Origin of the sequence: Nocardiopsis halotolerans DSM 44410 (assembly GCF_000341065.1) — a bacterium.
GTDB lineage: Bacteria > Actinomycetota > Actinomycetes > Streptosporangiales > Streptosporangiaceae > Nocardiopsis > Nocardiopsis halotolerans.
Map to the genome: position 1 here is coordinate 1 of NZ_ANAX01000186.1, position 22459 is coordinate 22459.

A 22459-nucleotide genomic window follows, 5' to 3' on the forward strand; every position below is an offset into this window, starting at 1 on the left:
CAGCGGCTTCGGCAACGCCACGCGCGGGGAACGCGACGCACTGCTCGGCGAGATCGCCCGGACCCTGCGCCCGGGCGAGGACTTCCTGGTCTCCGCCGACCTGGACAAGGGCCGCGAGGAGCTGGAGACCTGCTACAACGATCCCGCCGGACACTCGGCCTTCGCCGACTTCCGGCTCAACTACCTCACCCGGCTCAACCGCCGCTACGGCGCCGACTTCGTACTCGACGACTTCGTTCCGGAGGCCCGCTACGACGCGGACACCTCCACCGTGGAGGGACGTCTGCGCGCTCGGGCCGACCGAACGGTGTCCGTGCCGGGGCTGGGACTCACACTGCACATACCGCGCGGGCGGTTCCTCAACGTCGGTTACTCGGTGAAGTTCGACGACCGGCGGCTGGCCCGCGAGGTGGAGGCGCACGGTTTCCGGCTGCGGGCCCGGTGGTGGGACTCCGGGGCGCGGTACGGGCTCTTCCTCTTCCGCCGCGAGGCCTGAGAAGCGCCGCCGACCGCGCGCCCGGGTGCCCTCGTCGGGTGCCAGCCATCGCCGGACCGGAGTCCTGTATCCTCGCCGTGGTCGCTTTTCGGATGAGCGGGAAGGTGCGCGCGACGATCGAGGTTCTGGCTCTGAGCGCTCTGGCCCCATCTTTCTGGAGCCGTTACGTCTGGCCGAGCCTGCCCGCGAACCCGCGCTCCGGCTCGACCCCGCCACACTCCTCCAGCTCCTTCTGTTCGTCGCCGCGGGTGTGTTCACCTGCAAGGTCGCCGCGGGGGCCGCTGATCTCCTCGTGAGGATCCTGAGGTACAAGGCCGCACGGCGATGGCCCGGCCTGGCACCGGAGGCGCCCCACCGCGCTCCACCCGGGACCGGGCCCGTGCCGGGGCCCGCAGGCACCCGCAACGAGGTCCACGGCGACGTGGGGGGCACCGTCGTCCAGGCCGGGCACATAGCCCAACTCCACATCCATCCTCCGCAGGTGCGTGGCGACGAAGGACCGCCCGGGGGCGGCGACCGCTGAGCGGCCGGGCAGCGGTCCCGGCACGCATCCGGGCCTCCCGCCCCGGCGCGGGACACCCGCCACGGTGCCGGTCCGGCGTCGTGGAGCTGCCAGACCCGGCTCGTCGGTGCCGTCAGGCCGGGTGCTCCGGTGCCATGGAACCGCTGGTGTGCTCGCCGGTGCGGGCAGGGTGAGGGGTGGCGTCCGTCGCCTCATCCCTCGCCCGCCCCTCCGCGGGAGACGCCGTCCAGGAGGGTGTCCGTCTCCTCCGCGGTGGGGCAGGTGGCCGGGCCGTGGCGGGTGACGGACAGGGCGGCGGCCGCGTTGGCCCGGCGTGCGGCCTCCAGCGGGGCCAGGCCCCGGGCCACGGCCGCGGTGAACACGCCCACGTGCGCGTCGCCCGCCCCGTTGGTGTCCACGGCGCGCACGGGAAAACCGGGAACCCGTCGGGGCGCTCCCCCGGCCTCCGCCACCACGCAGCCGTTCGCGGAGTCGCGTACGACCACCACGCCACCGGAGCGGATCCGGGGGGTGAGAAGCGCGGCGGCCTCCTCGGGGGCGGCGCGGCCGGTCATGGTCGAGGCCTCGGCGGCGCTGAGGCTGAACAGGTCGACACGGGCCAGGGCCCGGTCCAGGGTCCGTGCGGGAAGATCTCCCACGACCGGGGCGGGGTCCAGGACCAGACGCACCCCCTCGGGGAGCTCATCGATCCAGGTGAGGAGTTCGTCGGCACGCGGCCCGGGCAGCAGGGAGTACCCCACCGTGTAGACGAAGTCCCCCGGTTCGGGCCGCAGCGTGCGCAACCGCGTCAGGGACAGGTCCATCTCGGCGCCCAGGCGGGTGACGAAGGTCCGCTCCGCGTCGCCGTCGACCAGGGCCACGCAGAAGCCGGTGTCCGCGTCGGGGTCGGGTGCGTGCGCCACCGACACCCCCTCCGAACGCAACGCGGCACGGGCCAGGTCCCCGTTCGGCCCGCTCCCGTGCGCCCCCGCGTAGACCACCTCCATGCCCGCGCGCGCCGCGGCGGCGATGACGTTGAAACCGCCTCCGGCCAGGGTGCGCGCGGAGGAGGCGAACACGCCCCCACCTGCCCGGGGGAGGGCGTCGACCGCCATCACCACGTCGATGATCACCGGCCCCACGTGAAGGAGGCGTCCGGTCATGAGAGGGCTCCCTTCGCCTGTACCGACCGTGCGATCATCCCGTGCCGGTTCGGGACGGGCGGTGCCGGGTGGGCGGAAGTCACCCGTCCGAGGCCGCGGCGCCGACCGGCTGTCTGAGGATGGTGCGCTGCCTCTCCGGCGCGACCCTGCGGAAGTCGCTGAGGTAGATCTCGTGGTGCCTGCCGACCATACGCAGTCCGTTGTCCGGGATGAACCCGTGGTGCATCCGGGCGAGCACGTCCGCCTCGTCGTCGAACGAGCCGACGTGCAACGTCTGCACGCAGCGGCCCTCGGAGAGCGTCTCCATGCGGACGTCGCCCAGGCGCGCGGGTCCGCTCCCCGACGCGACCCGTTCCACGGCGGTGGCGAACATGTCCCGGTCGGTCCAGTCCGGGACCATGATCATCAGCGTCCAGCTCCACCGCGACTTGTCGCGGGACGCCGTGAAGGCGTCCATGTCCTCGGCCCACCACAGGCCCTCCAGGGGAGGGACGACGTAGTCGCGACCGAGGTCCTGTTTGCTGGCGAACTTCAGTTTGTAGGCCACCGGGTAGAGCGCCCGGACCGCCTCGGTGAAGGCCGGTGAGGTGTTGGGGTCCCCGTGGCCGTCGACCATGAGGTACCGCAGGTCCGGCACCTCCAGGACACGGAACCGGTCCCGTCGCGCCTGGTAGGCGTCGAGGGTCCTCTTGAAGTCGGTCTTGTTCGTCATCGGGCACCTGGGCTCGGGGGGTACGGAAGCGCCTCGCGCGCCGCCCGCGCGGAGGGGGTCTGCGCCCGCTCGGGGAGCGGCGGCGGGTCGGTGACGCCCACCGGCGGCGGAAGCGGCCCGGGCGCGGCTCCAGAGTCCCACTCCGGGTGGGGTCCCCGCCACCCCGCATGCTCACTATTCACTCGAAGTATACATTTTGTGTATAGTCGCTGGTATGTCTATCGGCACCACGTTGCTCGGTCTGCTCGAATCGGGCCCCCGCCACGGGTACGACCTCAAACGCCTCTTCGACGAACGGTTCGGACACGACCGGCCCCTGCACTACGGGCAGGTCTACTCGACGATGTCGCGCCTACTGAGGAACGGCCTCGTCGAGGTGGACGGGGTGGAGTCGGGAAGCGGTCCCGAACGCAAGCGTTACGCCATCACCGACGCGGGCGTCACCGATGTCAGCCGGTGGCTCTCCACCGCGGAGAAGCCCGAGCCCTACCTCCAGAGCACCCTGTACGCCAAGGTCGTACTGGCACTGCTCACCGGCCGTGACGCCGCCGGGCTGCTGGACGTTCAGCGGGCCGAACACCTGCGCCTCATGCGTGAGCTCACCCGCCGCAAGACCAGCGGCGACCTCGCCGACCAACTCGTCTGCGACCACGCCCTGTTCCACCTGGAGGCCGACATCCGGTGGCTGGAGTTGACCGCCAGCCGCCTCGGCCGACTCGCCCGGGAGGTCGGCGCATGAGCGGCGCCAACACCGCGGAAGGTACGGAAGCCCTGCTCACCGCCACCAGGCTCCGCAAGTACTTCGGTTCGACCGCCGCGCTGAACGGAGCGGACTTCACCATCGACTCCGGCGAGGTCGTCGCCGTCATGGGCCCGTCCGGATCCGGCAAGTCCACGCTGCTGCACTGTCTGGCGGGCATCCTCGACCTCGACGGCGGCACCGTGCGCTACGACGGCCACGAGCTGTCGGCCCTGCCGGACACCGAGCGCAGCAGGCTCAGGCGCAGCGACTTCGGCTTCGTCTTCCAGTTCGGCCAACTCGTCCCCGAGTTGACCTGTGTGGAGAACGTCGCGCTGTCCCTGCGCCTGGCGGGCGTCGCGCGCCGGAGGGCGGAGTCCTCCGCGACGGAGTGGATGGCCCGCCTGGAGGTGGACGACGTCCGCGACAAGCGCCCCGGCCAGGTCTCCGGGGGGCAGCGGCAGCGGGTGGCCATCGCCCGGGCGCTGGTGGCGGGTCCGCGTCTGATCTTCGCCGACGAGCCCACCGGCGCACTGGACTCGCTCAACGGAGAGCGCGCCATGGAACTGCTCACGGGCGCCGCGCGCGACACCGGGGCCGCCGTCGTCCTGGTCACCCACGACGTCCGGGTCGCGGCCTACTCCGACCGCGAGGTCGTCGTCCGCGACGGCCAGGTCCTCGACACCACCGCCCGGATCGCGGGGACGACGTGATCGGCCGGTGGTACCGCGATCTGGCCATGGGAGCCGGACTCACCCTGAACGGCGGACGGGCGGGCTGGACGAGGACGCTGCTCACGGCGCTGGGCGTGGGACTGGGGGTGATGGTGCTCCTGCTGGCGTCCGCGGCCCCCACGGTACGCGCCGCGGCCCTGGAGCGGGCGGACGCGCGGTCACCGGTGTACCTGGAGGAGGGGGCCCGGATCGGCGACGACACCGTTCTCGCGGCCCCGGAGATCGTCGAGTACCGGAACACCCTGTTCTCCGGCATGCTGCTCGGATCACTCGGGGACCCGCGGGAGGCCGTCCACCCTCCGGGGATCGACCGCCTGCCCGCGGCGGGAGAACTCTACGTCTCGCCAGCCCTGCGCGACCTCCTGGACTCCCCGGAGGGCGCCCTGCTCGCCGAGCGGTTCGACGGAGCCCCGGTCACCGGCGTGATCGGCACCGAGGGCCTGCGGGGGCCGTACGAGCTCTACTTCTACCTGGGCACGGACACCCTCGCGCAGGACCCGGCCTCGTACGCCGTCTCCGGTTTCGGCGGGGACCGGCCGGGCAGCGGTCTGTCCGCGATGACCGTGCTGCTCATCGTCGTCATCATCGTGGTGCTGCTGCTACCGGTCGCCGCCTTCGTCCTCACCGCGATGCGCTTCGGCGCCGAGAGCCGCGACCAGCGCCTGGCCGCACTGCGGTTGGTGGGCGCAGACAGGGGGATGACACGGAGGATCGCCGCGGGCGAGTCACTCGTCGGCGCGCTCCTGGGGCTGGCCCTCGGCACCGGGTTCTTCCTCGTGGTCCGGACGTTCGCCGACGACGTGCGGCTCCCGGCCTCGGGTGTACTGCCCGCCGACATCTCACCGGCGCCGCTGCTCGCCGCCCTCGTCGTGGTGCTCGTCCCGGCCAGTGCCGTCCTGGTGACGCTCCTCGCGCTCCGCGGGGTCGAGGTCAGCCCGCTGGGCGTCTTCCGGGAGAACACCGACCACGGTCGGCGGCTGTGGTGGCGCGTGGTGGTCCTGGCCGTCGGCTGCGCCGTCCTGTTCGTGCCCGGTCGGGGGACGAACTCCGAGGGCACGGAGTGGACCGTCGCCGTCGGCGTGCTGCTGACCCTGACGGGGGTCACCCTGCTGCTGCCGTGGGTCGTCGAGGCCGTGGTGGGACGGCTGCGCGGCGGCCCGCTGTCGTGGCAGATGGCCACGCGGCGCCTCCAGTTGAACAGCGGACTCGCGGCCCGCACCGTCAGCGGCGTCACCATCGCCGTGGCCGGGGCGATCGCGCTCCAGATGCTGTTCTCCGCGATGAACGCGCAGGTCCCCCCGGGCGAGGACCAAGGTCCGGCCGCGACGCGGATGATCGCCTCGGCCACGGTGGAGACCGGCGCCGAGGGCGCGGAGTTCGCCCGCGGTGTCGACGGGGCCAGGGGGGTGGCGTCCTCTGTCCCGTTCCTGCTGGCCCACCTGGACGCCCCGCCCGGCACCGACGGCCCACAGGAGAGGCTGACGGTCGTCATCGCCGACTGCGCGGACCTGGAGCGGCTGGTCACGTTCTCCTCCTGCACCGACGGCGACGCCTTCGTCACGGATGGCGGGGAGGTCGCCGTGCGTCCGGGTGACCGGCTGGACCTCCACAACGCCCGCGCGGGCGGGCCCGCCGCCGAGCCCCGCCCGTGGACCGTCCCCCGGGTGCGTGAGGCCCGGATCACGGAGGCCCTGTCCGGGCCGAATTACCAGGGCCTGTACCTCACCCCGTCGGCGCTTCCGGTCGAGGAGCTGGAGAACATTCAGGCCACGGTGCTCGTCACGCTCGACGGGAAGGTGCCGGACGCCGTCGAGCACGTGCGCAACCACATCGGTGTCGACGAGCCCGGGACCGACTCGCGCGTCCTGGGGTCGGAGATCGGCGGCAGCGTGTTGACGGTCATCGGCGACGCGCTCCGGGCCGGTGCGGTCCTCACGATGCTGGTGATCGGGGCGAGCATGGTCATCTCCACGGTCGAGCAGCTGCGTGAACGCAGGCGGCAGCTCTCGGTGCTGATCGCCTTCGGCACCAGACGTTCCACGCTCGCCGCCTCGGTGCTGTGGCAGACCGCGATCCCGATGGTGCTCGGCCTGGTGATCGCCGTCGTCGGCGGGTTCGGGCTCGGCCTCCTCCTGCTGCGGTTGGCCGACCTCCCGGTCACCGACTGGCTGGCCTTCGTGCCGCTCGTGGGCGCCGGGATCGGCGTGATCGCGCTGGTGACCCTGGCGAGCCTGCCGTACCTGTGGCGGATGACGCGTCCCGAGGGGCTGCGCACCGAGTGACGGCGGCGGGACGTCCCCGGGGGGAAGCGGTTCCATGGCGCGAGAGTGCGCTCCTCCCGCGCCACGGAACCCCGGTGTCGGTTGATGGCCGAAGCCTGGCACAGGGGCACGGTGCGGACACCCCGCGGACGGACCTGAACCCGGACGTGCTCCGCCCCCGGCCCGGACGGGGCGGGGGCGGAGCACGCGTCGGAGGTTCCCGGATCAGTCGGTTCCGGAGTCCATCGCGGCGTTGTCGAGCAGGTCGACGTTCTCGTCGGCCGCCGGGCCACGGGAGGCGATCGCCTCGGCGCCGCCCTCGGGCATAGCGCCGATCAGACCGGTCGAGGCCGCCTGGGCGGCACCGACCGACGTGTGCGGGCTGCCGACCATGCCGACGCTGGAGTACTCCTCCAGCTTGGCGCGGGAGTCGGCGATGTCGAGGTTGCGCATGGTCAGCTGGCCGATGCGGTCGATCGGCCCGAACGCGGCGTCCTCGGTCCGCTCCATGGACAGCTTGTCCGGGTGGTAGCTGAACGCCGGTCCGGTCGTGTCCATGATGGAGTAGTCCTCACCGCGCCGGAGCCGCAGCGTCACCTCGCCGGTGACCGCCGTGCCCACCCAGCGCTGGAGGGCCTCGCGCAGCATCAGCGCCTGCGGCTCCAGCCCGCGGCCCCCGTAGAGCAGCCTGCCGAGCCGCCGGCCGTCGTTGTGGTAGCTGGCGAGGGTGTCCTCGTTGTGGATCGCGTTGACCAGGCGGTCGTAGGCCGCGTACAGCAGCGCCATGCCCGGCGCCTCGTAGATGCCCCGGCTCTTGGCCTCGATGATCCGGTTCTCGATCTGGTCCGACATACCCAGGCCGTGACGGCCGCCGATGGCGTTGGCCTCGTTCACCAGGTCGACGGCGGAGGGGAACGTCTTGCCGTTGATGGTCACCGGACGCCCCTGCTCGAAGCCGACCGTGACGTCCTCGGGGACGATCTCGACCTCGGGGTCCCAGAACCGCACGCCCATGATGGGCTCGACGATCTCGATTCCGGTGTCGAGGTGTTCGAGCGACTTGGCCTCGTGCGTCGCGCCCCAGATGTTGGCGTCGGTGGAGTAGGCCTTCTCGGTGCTGTCGCGGTAGGGCAGGCCGTGGTCGAGCAGCCACTCGGACATCTCCTTGCGGCCGCCGAGCTCGTTGACGAACTCGGAGTCCAGCCACGGCTTGTAGATCCGCAGGGAGGGGTTGGCGAGCAGGCCGTAGCGGTAGAACCGCTCGATGTCGTTGCCCTTGAAGGTGGACCCGTCACCCCAGATCTGCACGCCGTCCTCGAGCATCGCGCGCACCAGCAGGGTGCCCGTGACGGCCCGGCCGATGGGGGTGGTGTTGAAGTAGACACGGCCGCCGGAACGGATGTGGAACGCTCCGCAGGCCAGGGCCGCGAACCCCTCCTCCACCAGGGCTTCCCGGCAGTCGACCAGGCGGGCGACCTCCGCGCCGTACTCGTTGGCGCGGCCGGGCACCGAGGCGATGTCGGATTCGTCGTACTGGCCGATGTCGGCGGTGTAGGCGCACGGGACGGCGCCCTTGTCGCGCATCCACGCGACCGCTACCGAGGTGTCGAGGCCACCGGAGAAGGCGATTCCGACGCGCTCGCCGACGGGGAGGGAAGTGAGTACCTTGGACATAGAAATAAGTATGCGCCCTAATGAATGAGCATGCAATCTGGGGGCGTACCCAGGCACGTCGATGTGGGGAACCTCGCTGTCCCCACACCGACCGGGAGCGTCTCCGGAGGAGCCGCCCCTACGTCCAGGTGGTGTCCGGCTGGACGTTCAGCGTGAGGTGCACCTGCTGCCTCACCAGCTCCGGAGGCGCGCCGAGGCCGGAGAGCACGGAGACCGCCGCGCCGTGCTTCGGACGGAGCAGCCCGAGGAGCAGGTGTTCGGTCCCGATGTGGTGGTGCCCGAGCCGGATGGCCTCGCGGAGGGACTCCTCCAACGCCTTCCTGGTCTCCGTGGTGAAGGGAATGTGTCCCTGCGGCTTGAAGAGCCGCTTCCTCCGACCGGCCGTTCCGGCCACCTCGGCCAGGGCGGACTCGTGGTCAACCACCAGGGCTCCCAGGGCACGGGCCGCGATGCCCTCCCGCACCCCAAGCAGTCCGAGCAGCATGTGGTCGGTACCGATGTTCCTGTGCCTGAGCTCGCGCGCCTCCTCCTGGGCCAGAACGACCACGCGCCGGGCCTCAGCGGTGAACCGCTCGAACATGGACATCACTCCTGGTTCTTCGTTGGGGGAACGGCGCGTGGTGACCCACCGCCGCGTTCACCGCCCCGTCCCTCCCCCACCCGGCCCGAGAACGTGCCGCGTCGGTGTGCGCGGCATGGCGCGGAGTGGGGTGGGCGCGGCGAACCGGGCCGGGTTCGTGACGCCGCACGGCTGGTCAGCACGGTGCGCGCCGCATGCTACGGCGTGGAAGCCGCACGGGCGGCCCCGGGGGTCGCCGGAAAACCCCGTGCGCCGCAGGGTGTCCGCTCGTTAACGTTCCGGAATGAGCACCAAGGAGAACCACTTCGGAGAGAGCGTCGCGGCGACCTACGACGAGTCGTCGGCGGACATGTTCGATCCCGGTGTCCTCGACCCCGCGGTCGACGTCCTGGCGGAGCTGGCCGGTGACGGCCGGGCCCTGGAGCTGGGCATCGGGACGGGACGCGTCGCTCTGCCACTGGCCCGCCGCGGGGTTCCGGTGCACGGCGTCGACCTGTCCCAGGCGATGGTCGACCGGCTCAGGGCCAAACCGGGCGGCGACGCGGTCGGGGTGACGATCGGCGACTTCGCGACGACGCGGGTGGAGGGAACGTTCTCCCTCGCCTACCTGGTCTTCAACACGATCGGGAACCTGACGACGCAGGAGGAGCAGGTGGCCTGCTTCCGCAACGTCGCGGACCACCTCGAACCCGGGGGCCGCTTCGTCATCGAGGTCGGCGTCCCCGAACTGCGGAGACTCCCGGAGGGCCAGGAGGCCGTGCCGTTCCGCGTGGGCCCGCCCGTGTGGGCGTTCGACCTCTACGACGTCGCCACGCAGGCGATGAGCTCGAACTACGTCACCATCGTGGACGGTCGGAGCACGTACAGGTCGATCCCCTTCCGGTACGTGTGGCCCGCCGAACTCGACCTGATGGCCCAGCTCGCCGGGATGCGTCTGCGCGACCGGTGGGACGGCTGGACGGGGGAACCGTTCACCAGCCGGAGCCGCCAGCACGTCTCGGTCTGGGAGAAACCCGCCGGCTGAGGACGGCGGGGTCCGGACGCACGGTGCCGTGGGCGCCCCGGCGCCCGGCACCGAGGAGTGTGAGACACCGCCCTCCCCGCACCCCGACCCGGCGCCCGCACGCCACTGCGGCGCGGCAGCGCCCGCCTCCTCCAGCGGCTCACGAGGAGAATGCGGCCGGGAAGGCCCCGAGGGCCTGGTGATCGAGGATCGCGGCGGACCCGGAACGGCGGGCGCTCCCCCGGTGGGTCCGCGCGCCCACTGACCGCGCACGCCGACACCAACGCCGCGTGCGATATCCGAGCACGCGACGGAGCAGCGAGCGCCCCGGGACATCGTGGCGGTGGGCCCCCTTGGCCACGACCGCGCGGAAGAGCCCGACCTGCGCCAACTCCAGCGCGTCGGCGTTGGGGTGCGGGTGGATCGTGAGCCGCTCGGCGGTGACCCGGAGGGTGGACATGGCGTTCCCTCCGTGTGGGGAAGCGCTCCGGGGGCGCGCTTCGAGGACCGGCTCACCGTGCCCGGAACCCCGTCGGGGCCACAACACCTTTTGTGCCGCCCGGACCGGCGCGGTACGCGCGTTCCCCGGTCGCGGCCGGTCAGGGCGCCTGAGGCGGCTCGGACGCCGCTCCGCGCCGGGCACGCTAACGTTGCGCACACAGGGACGAACACACCGGCGGGCACGGCGTCGGGGCGAGAGTGGAGAAGGAGTGCCGCGATGTCTGGGGCGCAGCACATGCAGATCGGTGAGGTCGCCGAACGGACCGGCCTGTCCCTGCGCACGATCCGTTACTACGGGGAGGTCGGCCTGGTCGAGCCCTCGGCGCGCTCCCGCGGCGGTTTCCGGCTCTACACCGAGACGGACGTGGACCGGCTGAACCTCATCAAGCGGATGAAACCGCTGGAGTTCAGCCTGGACGAGACCCGTGAGCTGCTGACGGCCATCGACCGGCTGAACGCGTCCGAGACCGGCCCCGACGAGCGACGGGTCCTGAGCGGGAGGCTCGACGACTTCGAGGAGGCCATCGTCGCCCGCTGCCGGACCCTGCGCAAACAGCTGGCGATGGCCGAGGAGTTCGCCGGACGGCTGCGCGAGGTCCGCGCCCGGAACGGTGCCACCACCTGAGCGTTCCGGCGCCCCGAGGAGGACGCCTCCGTCCGGGCGGCCCCGCACGGGGCGACGGGGTCCCGTCCGGAACGCCGACCGGCGGACGCCGACCGATGGTGAAGGCGGCCCGCCGGGCGTACCGGCGGGCCGCTGGCGGGTTCACCCCGGCGCGGACGCGGACGGCGGTTCCGCGCGAACGCCCGAGGGCCCGCTCACGCCTCCTCGTCCACGCGGATCGCGCCCGTGGGGCACACCTCCGCGGCCTCGCGCACGGTAGCGTGCAGCGATTCCGGCGGCTTCCCGTCGAGCAGGGCCACGACGCCGTCGTCCTCCCGCTGGTCGAACACCTCCGGGGCGAGCAGTACGCACTGGCCCGCGCCGCAGCACCTGTCCTCGTCCACGGTCACCCTCACGACCGTTCCTCCTTCCTCCGCGTCGGGGCGGCGCCGGCCCGGCCGGTCCGCGTCACCCTGCCGGGCACGGTCACCACCGCACCGGAACCTCGCTCAACCCGCCCACGATGAGGCCGTCGACGGGCCTGAGCTCCGCGGCGGGAACGGCGAGTTCCAGTGTGGGGAGCCTGCGCAGCAGCACCTCCAGCACGACCTGGAGCTCGGTGCGCGCCAGCGCCTGCCCCAGGCACGCGTGCGCTCCGGAACCGAAGGTCAGGTGCGGGTTGGGGCTGCGCCCCAGGTCCATGCCGTCCGCGTCCTCGAACGCGCTCCCGTCCCGGTTGGCGGCGCTCATGCTGCACATGACGGTGGTTCCGGCCGGGACGGTGGTGCCGCCGATCTCGGTCTCCTCGGTGATGTAGCGCGGCAGGCCGACCCCGCCGTTGGCGTCGTAGCGCAGCGACTCCTCCACGGCGGTGCGCACGAGCGACGGGTCGGCCACCAGACTCTCCCAGCGGCTCCGGTCGTCCAGCAGCATCGCCACCATCTTGCCGATCATGTTGGCGGTGGTCTCGTGCCCGGCTACCAGCAGGCCCATGCTGGTGGCGACCAGCGCGGGGCCCGGCAGGTCCGCCCCGGCCTCGGCGACCTCGGTGATCAGGGAGCTGATCAGGTCGTCCTGGGGCTCCGCCCGCTTGGCCTCGACGTGGCCGGTCATGTACGCGTCGAACTCGGTCTGGGCCCGCTCCATCTCCTCCGGCGTGTAACGGGTGAGGTTGAGCAGGGCGTCCGACCAGTGGGAGAAGCGGTCGCGGTCCGCGTCGGGGACCCCCAGCATGTCGCAGATGACCCACACGGGCAGGGGGAAGCCCAGGTGCGCCTTCAGGTCCGCCGGTGTTCCGTGCTCCACCATGCCGTCGACCAGCTGGTCGGCCATGGCCTCGATCCTCGGCCGCAGGGCCGTCATGCGCTTGGCGGTGAACCACTTGCCGACGAGCCGACGCCACTGCCTGTGCTCCTCGCCGGTGTCGGGGACCCGCGCCGCCATGTCGCTGTTGAACACGCCGCCCGTCTCACTCTCGGAGATCCGGGCGGCGCCCTCGGCGTTCAGCTGCCGGGTGAAGCGCGGGTCGGACAGGACCTGTTTGACGTCCTCGTAGCGGGTGACCAACCTCGCCGGGTCGCCGCTGGGCAGCCGTACGTGGGCGACCGGGCACCCCCGCCTCAGCTCCTCCCACTCCCGTGGCGGCTCCAGCACCTCCGGGCCGGGGATCGGATAGTCCAACACGCGCTCGGTCTGGTCGGCACCCACGGCTGCACCACTCCTCTGTGTGACGGTTGCGTGCGCTTTCAGTCAACAGAGGCCATGGGGGGCAGTCAAGCGACTGACTTAAATTTTGTGCGCACACGCCCCAAAGCCGCGGAGAACCCGGAGAACGCGGAGCGGGCGGCACCGCGTGGTGCAGCCCGCTCCGGATGTGGCGATCGACGTGTGCCGTCAGACCGCCGCCCAGCCGTTGTCNGCACCACGCCGTTGACGCTGCTCGCGGCGTCGGAGGCCAGGAAGACGATGGCGGAGGCGAGCTCGGACGCCTCGGCGACGCGGCCCATGTTGGCCATGAAGGTGCCGAGGGTGGTCGGCCCGTGGGGCGCGGACGCGACGTCGACGCTGATGGAGGTGGCGGTGCCCCCGGGCGCGACCGCGTTCACCCTGATCCCCTTGTCCCGGTACATGACCGCGGTGGACTTCACCAGGCCGACGACTCCGTGCTTGGAGGCGGTGTAGGCGGCCCCGGCGGCGCTGCCGCGCAGGGAGGCCTCCGAGGCGGTGAAGACGACGGAGCCCCGTTCCCGCTCCACCATGTGCGGCAGGACGGCGCGGGTGAGCAGGAAGGGCGCGGTCAGGTTCACCCGGACGAGCCGCTCCCAGACCGCGTCGGTGACGTCGGCGGTGGCGGACATGTCGTCCATGATCCCGGCGTTGTTGACCAGGACGTCGATACCGCCGAGGCGGTCGACGGCGGTCGCGACGACCCGGTCCACGACCTCCGGCTGGCTGAGGTCGCCGACCACGGTCTCGGCGGTGCCGCCGGTCGCGCGGATCTCCTCGGCCACCGCCCGCGCGGTGTCGGCGTTGAGGTCGGCGACGAGGACCCTGGCGCCCTCCCCCGCGAAGTGCAGAGCGCTCGCCCGGCCGATGCCGGACCCGCCTCCGGTGACGATGACGTTCCTGTCCTTCAGGCCCAGACCGGCCATGAGAAGTCCCCCTCGACGCTGCTGGCGGCCACGGCGACCGCCATTGTCACTGTAAGACTTTTTGTCGCTAAGAGACAAATATTGCCGGGTCGGACCCCGACGTCTAGAGTGGACTCCGCCCAGGTGACGAGGACGTGGAAGGAAGGGCCATGGCGAGGACCCCGTCCCCCGGCTCCGCCCGGACCTCCCCGGGCAGGGGACGTCCGCCCATGACCGAACGGCGCCGGGAGATCGTCCGCATGGAGATCGCGCGTGCGGCCGTGCGGCTGTTCACCGAGCACGGGGTGTCCGGCACCACGGGCGACGACATCGCGCACGCGCTCGGCATCTCCACCAGGACGCTGTGGCGGTACTTCCCCACCAAGGAGAGCTGTGTCCGGCCCCTGCTGACCACGGGCCTGGACCTGGTGGCCGCCAGCCTGCGCTCCTGCCCCCCGGACTCCTCCCTCCTGGAGCACCTGGAGCGGGAGGGGCTCTTCGGCGGCGGCACCCCGGTCATGGAGGAGTCCGTCGCCGACCTCATCCGGATGACCCGCGACGAACCCGCGCTCATGGCGGTCTGGCTGGAGGTCCACCACGCGGCCGAGTCGGTCTTCGCGGACATCATCGCCGACCGCACCGGCGCGCCGGTCGACGGCCTGACCGTGCGCGTCCAGGCGGCCGCCCTCAACGCCGCGCTGCGCCTGGCCTCGGAGGAGTACGCCCTCCGTCAGGGCGGCGGGGACCCGACCCACGGCGGGATGGCGTCCCTCATGCGCACCGCCCTGACCACCGCGGCCCGGGGGTTGCCCGCCTTCGAGCGCGGGGACCGGTCCCCGCGCTGAGAGCGTCCCCCGGGCCGGGCGCCTCACGCCGTGAGGTCGAGGACGAGCGAGCCGACCGCCAGGAACAGGTACCCGAGGGGGAAGGCCAGTGCGTAGTCGCGGGCCCGCAGGTGCGTGACGACCGCCCCCACGAAGAAGAGCGTCAGCCCCAGCGCCGCCAGGGCCCCGACCAGCGGGACGCCGAGGAGGCCCAGGAGGAGGCCCAGCGCGCCCGCGCCCTTGAGGAGGCCGAGCGCGGTCAGCCACGACTCGGGCACCCCCACGGCCGCCGAGTTGGCGAGGACGAACCGCGCGCGGAGCAGGTCGGCGACCGCCATGCCGCCGTTCGCGAGGACGGCGAACACGGTCACCACCACGTGGGCGACGGTCATGTCAGGGCCCCCGTCCACGCGGCTGCGTTCACCGGCGCACGCGCGTCCTCCAGCCGGGGGTCCCCCGGGGTCGTCGGCGTCACGGTGGTCAAGGCCCCGGACGCGCCAGCCGCGTCCGTGCCGGAACGGAACCGCGGAGTCATACGGGTCTGTGGAGTCATGGCACCGCTCCCTGTGTCGGGTCGATCGGAGTTCGCAGGAGTCACCCCTTCGACGGTCTCCGGCCGGGGAACGTGACACGCGGACCCAGCCGAGGGGCTTCGGCCCCCCGGTCGGGTGCCCGGACGTGGAGAAGCCCCGGACCGCGTACGGCCCGGGGCTCCGTTTTCCCTGCTCCTCAACCCGTCACCGCCCGACGCCGCGTGCGGAGACTCCCCCGTTCGGTGGCACCGGGGGCGGGAACCAGGCTCCGACGGACGGGCTGGTCAGGAGGTGGGACCTAGTCGGGATAGACGGCGTCGGGCGCCTCCACCCGCGCCCAGTCGGTGTCCGCGCCCAGGTGGAAGGACGGGTAGGCGGGCTGGTTGTAGCTGGTCTGCTGCCGGGCCACCTCCACCCGGTACTGGGGGTCGTGCATGAGGGTGTACAGCTTGTGGTCGGTGACCTCGGTGCTGGTGAGGATCCGCAGCGCCCCGCTGTCCTCCGTGCGCAGGACCAGCTCCTCGCGCCAGTCGCCGAACACGTCCGCGACCAGGGCGGGGTTGCCCTTCGTCCCGTTGTTGGTGAGCGTGCCCTCCGCCGTGAGCAGGGTGCCGCGCCGCCAGTCCTCGATCCTCGGGCCCTCGGTCCCCTCGATGGTCTGCGTGGTCATGTCGGCGGACCAGCGGATGCTCATGTTCGTGCCGGGGGTCCGGTCGCCCAGGAAGTCGCCGTCCGCGCTCCACAGGCCCGCCTCGACGTCGTCGCCGGGCGGCATCGAGGACCAGGCCTCCAGGCCGGGGACGTCCGGGTCGATGTCGCCGACCATGCCACGGCCGGTGTCCACGCCCGTGTACCCGCCGAAGAGCACCTCACCGGTGGCGGCGTCGCGCATCGCGAAGCCGTAGGGCGCGTACGTGGAGCCCTCGTGCACGGTCCAGATCTCCAGGCCGTCCCGCTCGGGGTCCAGGTCACCCACGTGCATGGCGTCGCCGTGGCCGAGCTTGGTCATCTCGCCCTCGATGTCGCTTCCGGGCGGGCCCTCGGCGTACGAGGAGTACAGCAGTGATCCGTCGTCGTCCAGCGTCGCGGCGCCGTAGACGATCTCCTGGCGGCCGTCCCCGTCCACGTCGGCGGCGCTCAGCGAGTGGAAGCCCTGACCGGCGAGCGTTCCCAGCCCGGGATCGGTGCCGTCCCCGCCGTGCGGGGAGGCGTTGAACGGGTTGTCCATCGGCACGTGCCCGCTGTCGGCGATCCAGCGCTGGCTGAGTTCCTCGCCGTCGAAGTCGTAGGCGGCGACCGCGCCGCGCGTGTAGTAGCCCCGGGCGAACACCGCCGACGGGCGCTGTCCGTCCAGGTAGGCCACGCCCGACAGGAACCGGTCCACCCGGTTGCCCGGCTCGATGCGCGACATCGCGTAGTCGCCCCACATGAGGCCGTCGTCGCCGCGCCCCGGCTCGTAGCGGACGGTGTCCAGCTCAGCGCCGGTCCGCCCGTCGAACACCGTCAGGTACTCGGGGCCGCTCACGACGAAGCCCTCGAACTCGCGCAGTTCGTTCCTTCCGCTGCGCGAGGGCGCGTACTCGTCGATGAAGAAGTCCGCGAGGGCCTCGGCGTCCTCCCGGTTCAGGGGGTAGTCGTGGCGGGGTTCCTCGCCGAAGGCCTCCTCCAGGGTGGCGGGCCAGTTCCCGGCCACGACCTCGGGGTGCTCGTGCCAGCCCAGGAACGTCTCCACGAGGTGCTCGTGGTAGTCCTCGGCGCTCATCCGGTAGTCGTCGCCGTGCCCGTACCCGGCCGCGACGTCCTCCTCCGGCATGGTGATGTGGTCCTCGGTCACCCCGCCGTCCCCGAAGGTCAGCGTCCTGGTGCCCGGGGCGGTCTTGAGCATGATCTCCGAGCGGCCGTCGCCGTCGAGGTCGTAGACCACGAACTGCGTGTAGTGCGCGCCCGAGCGGATGTTGACGCCCAGGTCGATGCGGTGCAGCAGCTCGCCGCCCCGCGTGTACGTGTCGATGTAGGTCGGGCCGGTGTAGCCCCTCTGGGAGACGTCCTTGGAGTTGGTGGGGTCCCACTTGACGACGAACTCGTACTGTCCGTCGCCGTCGACGTCGCCGACACTCACGTCGTTGGCGGTGTACCCGTACTCCTCGCCCGTCGGGGTCGTTCCGCCCTCGGGCTTTTGCAGGGGCAGGTCGTGGTGGCCCTCGGCCCACACGGTGGCCTCGCCCTCGGGGCCGACGCCGGGCCTGCCCCGGGGGACCGGGACGACCCGGTACTCGGAGTCGGCGCCGCCCTCCTCGTCCAGGAAGTTGGTGCTGTCCCGCACCATCCCGATGACCTTGCCGTCCCGGTACACGCGGAACTGGGGGCCGCGTAGCCCGGAGTCCGTGTGCTGACCGCCGACCTCGGAGGCCAGCAGCCGCCAGCTCAGGAAAACGCCTTCCTGAGTGTCGACCGCGACCAGACCCCGGTCCAGCCGTTCCAGTTGGACTCCCGAGTCGCCTTCCGGCTCGGCCAGGGCCGCTGGCGTTCCGGCCATCATCAGGGCACACACGCCCGCGACCAGCGGACTCGTTCTTCGGACGAAACGTGGGGAGATCCCCATGGGCACGCCTCCTCATAGAGCGGGGGTGACTCACGTTACAAGGCAAGCGCTTTCCTACCAAGACCCTCAGCGGGACGGAAGTGGCGGTGACGGGCGCGGGAACCGGTGTACGGGCAGGGAGGATCGTGGTTGCCGAGCCGGGGAAGCCGTTGGGCGCGACGGGTTCGGCAGGAGGGGTGGTCGCACACCGGGCAGACCGGGCCGACGAGCGGAGTGCGGCGCGGGAGAGGACGGGGTATGGGTCGAACATCGTCCGAACGGCGCGGCGAGGGGATAGGGTTCTGTATCAGATCCTCTTGCCTTGCATATGTCTGTGTGTTCGGTTTCGGGGATCCAGGGCCCGGAAGAGCGTTGGCGCGCTCTCCTGGGCCCGTCTTGTGTCGTGAGTCAGCCGGTCAGGCTCAGTTGTTGATTGCGGTGACGGTGTTGGCGTCGGTGTTCCACTGACTTCCGGTCAGGTCGTAGGCCAGGCAAAGCCACACCGTGCGGTACTCGGCGTTGCCGTTGTCGCCCCACTCCGAGGCGAAGGCGTTCACCATCGCCAGCCCGCGTCCCGATTCGGCGGCCAGGTTCAGCCCGCCAGACCTGGGGGCCAGGTGGGCGTCCTTTATCGCGTCCTTGGAGAATCTCCGAAGTCAAGCAATATGAAGAATCTCTGAGGAATTTTGCTAGGTTGCCCCCCATGAAGCCTTCCTTCAGTCCGACCATTCGCCGACGACGCCTCGCTCGCATACTCCGGGACCTCCGAGAGGAATCCGGACAAACATTGGATATCGCTTCAAAAAAGACGGGCATCCCAAGAGCAACTCTGGGAAAGCTGGAGACCGCTGACCTCAAGCGCATCCGCGCAGCACACCTCGACGCATTGGCTCAGCTGTACGAGGTCGATGAGGAGACGTGGAACGGCCTGCACCAGCTCGCCAAAGACGCCAACGAGCGCGGCTGGTGGTCCAAGTACAAGGACGTCTTCAAAGCGAGTGGACTGCCCTCGTTCGAGGTGGAGGCTTCCTATATCCGTGTCTACGAGACCCAGGTGGTACCGGGCCTGCTCCAGACCTCCTCCTACATCCGCGCTGTCTTCACAGGCACAAGCGCCTTTCCGGAAGAAAAGGTCCAACGCCATGTGGCTGCAAGGATGGAACGTCAAGAGATCCTGGATCGGCTCTACCCACCTGAGTACGTAGCCATCATCGACGAATCCGCGCTGTGGCGTCAGGCAGGCAGCCGTGAGGTCATGCGAGAACAACTCCTGCACTTGGCGGACATGGCACTGCGTCCTCGCGTCACGATCCACATCCTGCCGTTCTCCACTGGCATGCATGCCGCAACTTTGGGCGCCTTCCAGATCATGGACTTCCCAGAACCCAGAGACCCCACTATCGGTTACGCGGAAACGCCCACATCCACCGTCTACGTGGAAGGAGAGGAGGAGATAGCTCGTTACGAGGCGATGTGGCGTGAGGTGCACAACGCCGCGTTGACCGCTGCCCAGTCCATAGACTGCCTCCACGACATGATCACATCGCTGGAAGGTGAATCGTGACAACCTTGAGGTTCCGCAAGAGCAGCCACAGCGGTGCAAGCGAAAACTGTGTAGAGGTCGCTCAGGTCCCGGCGACCTTCTACAGGAGCAGCCACAGCGGGCATGCTCAAAACTGTGTGGAGGTCTCCGACCTCCCCTGCGGAGCCGCCATCCGCGACTCCAAGCACCCCGACGCCGGACACCTCCCCTTCCCCGCCGCCGAGTGGACCAGCTTCCTCGGCGCCGCACTCCCCCGCTGACCGACAACCCCACCACCGCCCGGCCGCCTCCGTCAGGAGGACCACGGCCGGGCATCACTGTCTCCACACCTCTCGCGCCCCAGCCGCCCCTGGCCGCACCGCGGATCACCCCAGCGAGTTGAGGATCAGCAGGAGCACCGCTGTCAGCGCCACCGAGACCAACAGGGACATGACACAGCCGAGGCGGTTGCTGAAGAAGAAGAACATGGCGCTCCCTCCGTTCTCAGGCGGCCCTGCGGGGCAGAGCACGGTCACCAAACCCCTACCCCGCTCAGCCCGCCCCAGCGCGAACGCCCCGGACGCCATGTCGAGCCCCATCCATGAACAACGTTCAACCGAGATCCGAAGCGGCACGGGCACGTCCTTCCCTCAGCCTTCCCTCAGCGGAGAACGAGGGAGGACGTGGTTGCCCGGAAGACCTCGGCGGCCCGCCCATGGGCCGCCGGGGGCGGGAGACGGGCCGCGCCCTCCGTCCCCGTCCAGGGGTCGGGGCAGGTCCCGGCCCCGACCCGGGGACGACGCCTTCAGGCCCGTGTGTCGGCGGGACGCAGTGAGGAGTCGGAGAAGATCCCGCTCCTGACGAAGAAGGACATCGGCTTACGGACCGCGTGCTGCTCGGCCTCGTGCCGTCGGGGATCGGCGAGCACCCGCTCGCGCAGGCGGGGGATGTCACCGAGCCCCGCGTCGCGATAGACGGTCGGGTTGCAGAACGACTCCAGGGTCGTGGTGACATACCGCTTCAGGTAGACCTCGATCTCGGTCCTCTGCTCGGCGCTCAACCGGTCCCGGACACGGTCGAACAGCAGGGAGACGAGCTCCCGGCCGAACGCGATGTGCCGCGACTCGTCCTTGTGGTGGATCCGGTTCACCTCGCGGATCGTCTCATGCAGCCGGGAGTCCTCCGCCATGGTCATGTTGTAGTGGTCCACGACCTCCTCGAACAGGAGGATCCGGCTGAACACCAACAGGTTCCCCACGTCCGGGTCCTCCGGTGCGGAGGTCTTCAGCTTCAGGGTCGGATAGATCTTGCCGCCGTAGCGCAGGCAGAACTCGGCGAAGAACCACATGTGTTCGTTCTCCTCACCGATGAAGTGGTGGAAGAACTCCGACGGGACCTCGAAGCCGGGCATGTGGATCCGGTCGACGACCTCCATCAGCAGCTCGCGGATGCCGTGCACGTTCATGCTGTAGAAGTTGACGCTCTCCCACTTGCTCAACTCCATCAGCTGACGCTCGTCCAGCTGCGCGCCGACCTCCGTTCCGTGGGTGCTCACCAGCGAGGGCGTCATCCAGTACGCCTCGTCCGGGAGGGACTCCGGCCAGGAGAAGTGGACGAACGGGTTGTAGTAGTCCGCGACGGACTTGTCACTCAGACGCTTGAGGATCGTGGAGAATCGGTCGGACGTCTCGATGGTGCTCAAGGTTTCCTCCTGGGCTTGCCACCGCGCCCGTCACGCGGCGGCGAGAGTCGTTTCGGTCGCCGCGGCAACGGCGGAGGCCAGGTGCTCCAGGTCGGTCTCGCTGACCAGGGCGGAGGGGGTCAGGCGGACCGTCGCGGTGGTCGCCATGCTGTGGGACGGCACCACACCGTGCTCGATCAGCGCGGCGGCGAATGCGGCGGCGTGCTTCGGATGCGCGAACTCCACCCCGTGCAGCACGCCGAGGCCGCGCACCTCGCGGATGAGGCCGTCCGCCCGGTCCGCCGCCCCGCCAAGGCACTCGGCGATGAGCGGTTCGGCCGCCCGGGCGCGCTCCACGACCTTCTCGTCACAGAACACCTCGACCGCGGCCTGCACCGCGGCCATGAGCAGTGGCGCACCGCTGAAGGTCGCGCTGGCCTGGCGGGGATCGCGGCGAAACGGTCGGTAGGCCTCCTCCCTGACCGCGATCCCGCTGGCCGGGAGCACCCCTCCGCCGAGCGCTTTGCCCATCACGAGCACGTCCGGGACCACGCCGGAGCGATCGACGCCCCAGCGGTGGCCGAGCCGCCCGAGCCCGGTCTGGACCTCGTCCACGACCAGTAGCGCCCGGTGTTCGGCGCAGGCCTCGGCGACCTCGGCGAGGTACTCCGGCGGGGGGACGCGGACACCCGACTCCCCCTGCACCGGCTCGACGATCACCACCGCCCTTCCAGGCTCCTCGGCCAGGGCCCGTCGGACCAGCGCGGCGTCGCCGTAGTCAACCGTGCGCACCCCCTCCAGCAGGGGTCGGTAGGGACGCCGCAGCAGGGGGGTTCCGTTGACGCTGAGAGAACCGAGCGTGCGCCCGTGGAAGCCTCCGGTGGTGGTGATCATCCGGGTGCACCGGTTGAGCCTGGCCAGACGCAGCGCCATCTCCACCGCTTCGGAGCCCGTGGTGCAGAACGCCACGTCGGACAGTTCGCCGGGCAGGACCGTGCGCACCGCGTCGGCGGCCGCCCTCTCCTCGGCGTGGGGCAGGGTCCTCGAACCGAACGCCAACCGGTCGAGTTGTCGTCGGACCCGGTCGACGACCCTCGGATGCCCCGCGCCGAACGTGAGAACGCCGTACCCGCCGCAGTTGAGCAGTCTCCGGCCCTCCACCGTGGTGACCCATGCCCCCTCGGCGCTCTCCTCGACCGGTGGGGTCGGCGCGGTCATGCGGCCTTCCCCTCGAAGAACGCCAGGGCCCCGCTCTGCCGGACGCGCCGTACCCTCAGTCCGGCGGCGGCGAACCAGGTCTGCACCTCCGCCCAGGTGCCGATCGGGCCGAGCAGCCCGCGGAACTGGAAGTAGCTCTGCACCCGGGGCGCGACCAGGGTCGGCCTGCGGAGGAGGATCGTGCCACGGATCCGCCCGTCGTCGGTGAGGATCCGGCGGAACTCCCTGAGCGCCGTCCACGGCTCGTTGAAGCAGTGCAGACCGTTGTAGGTCAGTACGAGGTCGAACGATCCGTCCGGTATCGGCAGCTTGGTGGCGTCCGCCGAGAGCGTCGACACGTTGGTCAGGCCCTTCTCCTCCGCCGCGGCCCGGACCCGTGCCAGCATCTCCTCCGAGATGTCCACGGCGGTGTACTCGATCCGGCTCTCCGGGGCCAGCCCCAGCAGGAACACGCCGGAACCACTGGGTACGTCGATCACCCGGGTGCCCGCCGGCTCCTCC

General features: G+C 70.9%; 20 protein-coding genes and 4 pseudogenes. 9 read left to right on the forward strand and 15 right to left on the reverse strand.

The window, feature by feature from the left end:
• Window positions 1-496 (forward strand): L-histidine N(alpha)-methyltransferase (locus tag D455_RS0114175; RefSeq protein ID WP_017571375.1); only part of this gene is annotated, 496 nt, incomplete at its 5' end.
• Window positions 497-1210: 714 nt separating this feature from the next.
• Here the strand turns inward: D455_RS0114175 and D455_RS0114185 are convergent.
• Both D455_RS0114185 and D455_RS0114190 read right to left on the reverse strand, forming a co-directional pair.
• Window positions 1211-2161 carry a PfkB family carbohydrate kinase gene (locus D455_RS0114185; protein ID WP_017571377.1) on the reverse strand — a complete coding sequence of 317 codons (951 nt, stop codon included), beginning with the start codon at window positions 2159-2161 and terminating at the stop codon, window positions 1211-1213.
• Between the two features lie 79 nt (window positions 2162-2240).
• Window positions 2241-2873: a GyrI-like domain-containing protein gene (locus D455_RS0114190; protein ID WP_017571378.1), complete on the reverse strand. Its 633-nt coding sequence runs from the start codon at window positions 2871-2873 to the stop codon at window positions 2241-2243.
• A gap of 214 nt (window positions 2874-3087) precedes the next feature.
• Here D455_RS0114190 and D455_RS0114195 point away from each other — a divergent pair, with 214 nt between their 5' ends.
• From D455_RS0114195 to D455_RS0114205, 3 genes are read left to right on the forward strand one after another with little or no spacing between them, the layout of a single operon-like run.
• A complete protein-coding gene (locus D455_RS0114195; RefSeq protein WP_017571379.1) occupies window positions 3088-3612 on the forward strand; it encodes a PadR family transcriptional regulator in 525 nt (174 codons plus the stop codon).
• Entirely contained in the window at window positions 3609-4325 is a 717-nt protein-coding gene (locus D455_RS0114200) for an ABC transporter ATP-binding protein (protein WP_017571380.1), read from the forward strand. The genes D455_RS0114195 and D455_RS0114200 overlap by 4 nt, the downstream gene beginning before the upstream one ends.
• On the forward strand, window positions 4322-6628 hold the full coding sequence (locus D455_RS0114205) for an ABC transporter permease (RefSeq protein WP_017571381.1): 2307 nt from the start codon (window positions 4322-4324) through the stop codon (window positions 6626-6628). Before D455_RS0114200 ends, D455_RS0114205 begins: the two co-directional genes overlap by 4 nt.
• Window positions 6629-6832: 204 nt before the next feature.
• Here D455_RS0114205 and argG read toward each other — a convergent pair whose 3' ends face one another.
• From argG to D455_RS36190, 3 genes and pseudogenes are all read right to left on the reverse strand, one after another.
• The gene (argG, locus tag D455_RS0114210; protein ID WP_017571382.1) at window positions 6833-8281 is read right to left on the reverse strand and encodes an argininosuccinate synthase; all 1449 of its coding nucleotides are present in this window, start codon (window positions 8279-8281) and stop codon (window positions 6833-6835) included.
• Window positions 8282-8441: 160 nt separating this feature from the next.
• A pseudogene (locus D455_RS36185) lies at window positions 8442-8636 on the reverse strand (Clp protease N-terminal domain-containing protein); the annotation flags it as partial.
• Window positions 8637-8704: 68 nt separating this feature from the next.
• Window positions 8705-8861: pseudogene (locus D455_RS36190) on the reverse strand (Clp protease N-terminal domain-containing protein); the annotation flags it as partial.
• 283 nt (window positions 8862-9144) lie between these two features.
• Between D455_RS36190 and D455_RS0114220 the strand changes: the two are divergent.
• Window positions 9145-9885 carry a class I SAM-dependent DNA methyltransferase gene (locus D455_RS0114220; protein ID WP_017571384.1) on the forward strand — a complete coding sequence of 247 codons (741 nt, stop codon included), beginning with the start codon at window positions 9145-9147 and terminating at the stop codon, window positions 9883-9885.
• A gap of 319 nt (window positions 9886-10204) precedes the next feature.
• Here D455_RS0114220 and D455_RS33780 read toward each other — a convergent pair.
• A pseudogene (locus D455_RS33780) lies at window positions 10205-10324 on the reverse strand (RNA ligase (ATP)); the annotation flags it as partial.
• 258 nt (window positions 10325-10582) lie between these two features.
• Here D455_RS33780 and D455_RS0114230 point away from each other — a divergent pair.
• Window positions 10583-10990: a MerR family transcriptional regulator gene (locus D455_RS0114230; protein ID WP_026122624.1), complete on the forward strand. Its 408-nt coding sequence runs from the start codon at window positions 10583-10585 to the stop codon at window positions 10988-10990.
• A gap of 194 nt (window positions 10991-11184) precedes the next feature.
• Here D455_RS0114230 and D455_RS0114235 read toward each other — a convergent pair whose 3' ends face one another.
• From D455_RS0114235 to D455_RS30405, 3 genes are all read right to left on the reverse strand, one after another.
• Window positions 11185-11385, reverse strand: a complete 201-nt coding sequence (locus D455_RS0114235; protein ID WP_017571387.1) for a ferredoxin — start codon at window positions 11383-11385, stop codon at window positions 11185-11187.
• Window positions 11386-11455: 70 nt separating this feature from the next.
• Window positions 11456-12676: a cytochrome P450 gene (locus D455_RS0114240; RefSeq protein ID WP_017571388.1), complete on the reverse strand. Its 1221-nt coding sequence runs from the start codon at window positions 12674-12676 to the stop codon at window positions 11456-11458.
• Between the two features lie 65 nt (window positions 12677-12741).
• Window positions 12742-13620 (reverse strand): SDR family NAD(P)-dependent oxidoreductase, encoded by an 879-nt coding sequence (locus tag D455_RS30405; RefSeq protein WP_241480254.1) that lies wholly within the window; start codon window positions 13618-13620, stop codon window positions 12742-12744.
• Window positions 13621-13829: 209 nt separating this feature from the next.
• Here D455_RS30405 and D455_RS0114250 point away from each other — a divergent pair, with 209 nt between their 5' ends.
• Complete coding sequence (locus tag D455_RS0114250) at window positions 13830-14444, forward strand: TetR/AcrR family transcriptional regulator (RefSeq protein WP_017571389.1); 615 nt, start codon at window positions 13830-13832, stop codon at window positions 14442-14444.
• Window positions 14445-14467: 23 nt separating this feature from the next.
• On the opposite strand, the gene D455_RS0114255 is transcribed toward D455_RS0114250, so the two are convergent.
• The 3 genes and pseudogenes from D455_RS0114255 to D455_RS32950 all read right to left on the reverse strand — a co-directional run.
• Complete coding sequence (locus D455_RS0114255; RefSeq protein ID WP_017571390.1) at window positions 14468-14815, reverse strand: DoxX family protein; 348 nt, start codon at window positions 14813-14815, stop codon at window positions 14468-14470.
• 439 nt (window positions 14816-15254) lie between these two features.
• The gene (locus D455_RS0114260; RefSeq protein ID WP_026122626.1) at window positions 15255-17558 is read right to left on the reverse strand and encodes a rhamnogalacturonan lyase; all 2304 of its coding nucleotides are present in this window, start codon (window positions 17556-17558) and stop codon (window positions 15255-15257) included.
• Between the two features lie 401 nt (window positions 17559-17959).
• Window positions 17960-18163, reverse strand: a pseudogene (locus tag D455_RS32950) (ATP-binding protein); the annotation flags it as partial.
• Between the two features lie 77 nt (window positions 18164-18240).
• Here D455_RS32950 and D455_RS0114270 point away from each other — a divergent pair.
• Together D455_RS0114270 and D455_RS0114275 are read left to right on the forward strand one after the other, a co-directional pair.
• Entirely contained in the window at window positions 18241-19101 is an 861-nt protein-coding gene (locus D455_RS0114270) for a Scr1 family TA system antitoxin-like transcriptional regulator (RefSeq protein ID WP_026122627.1), read from the forward strand.
• Complete coding sequence (locus tag D455_RS0114275) at window positions 19098-19340, forward strand: DUF397 domain-containing protein (RefSeq protein WP_026122628.1); 243 nt, start codon at window positions 19098-19100, stop codon at window positions 19338-19340. Before D455_RS0114270 ends, D455_RS0114275 begins: the two co-directional genes overlap by 4 nt.
• A gap of 524 nt (window positions 19341-19864) precedes the next feature.
• Here the strand turns inward: D455_RS0114275 and D455_RS0114285 are convergent.
• The 3 genes from D455_RS0114285 to D455_RS30425 all read right to left on the reverse strand — a co-directional run.
• Window positions 19865-20761 carry a diiron oxygenase gene (locus tag D455_RS0114285; protein WP_017571396.1) on the reverse strand — a complete coding sequence of 299 codons (897 nt, stop codon included), beginning with the start codon at window positions 20759-20761 and terminating at the stop codon, window positions 19865-19867.
• Between the two features lie 30 nt (window positions 20762-20791).
• The gene (locus D455_RS30420; RefSeq protein ID WP_017571397.1) at window positions 20792-21958 is read right to left on the reverse strand and encodes an aspartate aminotransferase family protein; all 1167 of its coding nucleotides are present in this window, start codon (window positions 21956-21958) and stop codon (window positions 20792-20794) included.
• The coding region (locus D455_RS30425) for a class I SAM-dependent methyltransferase (protein WP_017571398.1) at window positions 21955-22459 on the reverse strand (505 nt) is incomplete at its 5' end. The genes D455_RS30425 and D455_RS30420, both read right to left, overlap by 4 nt.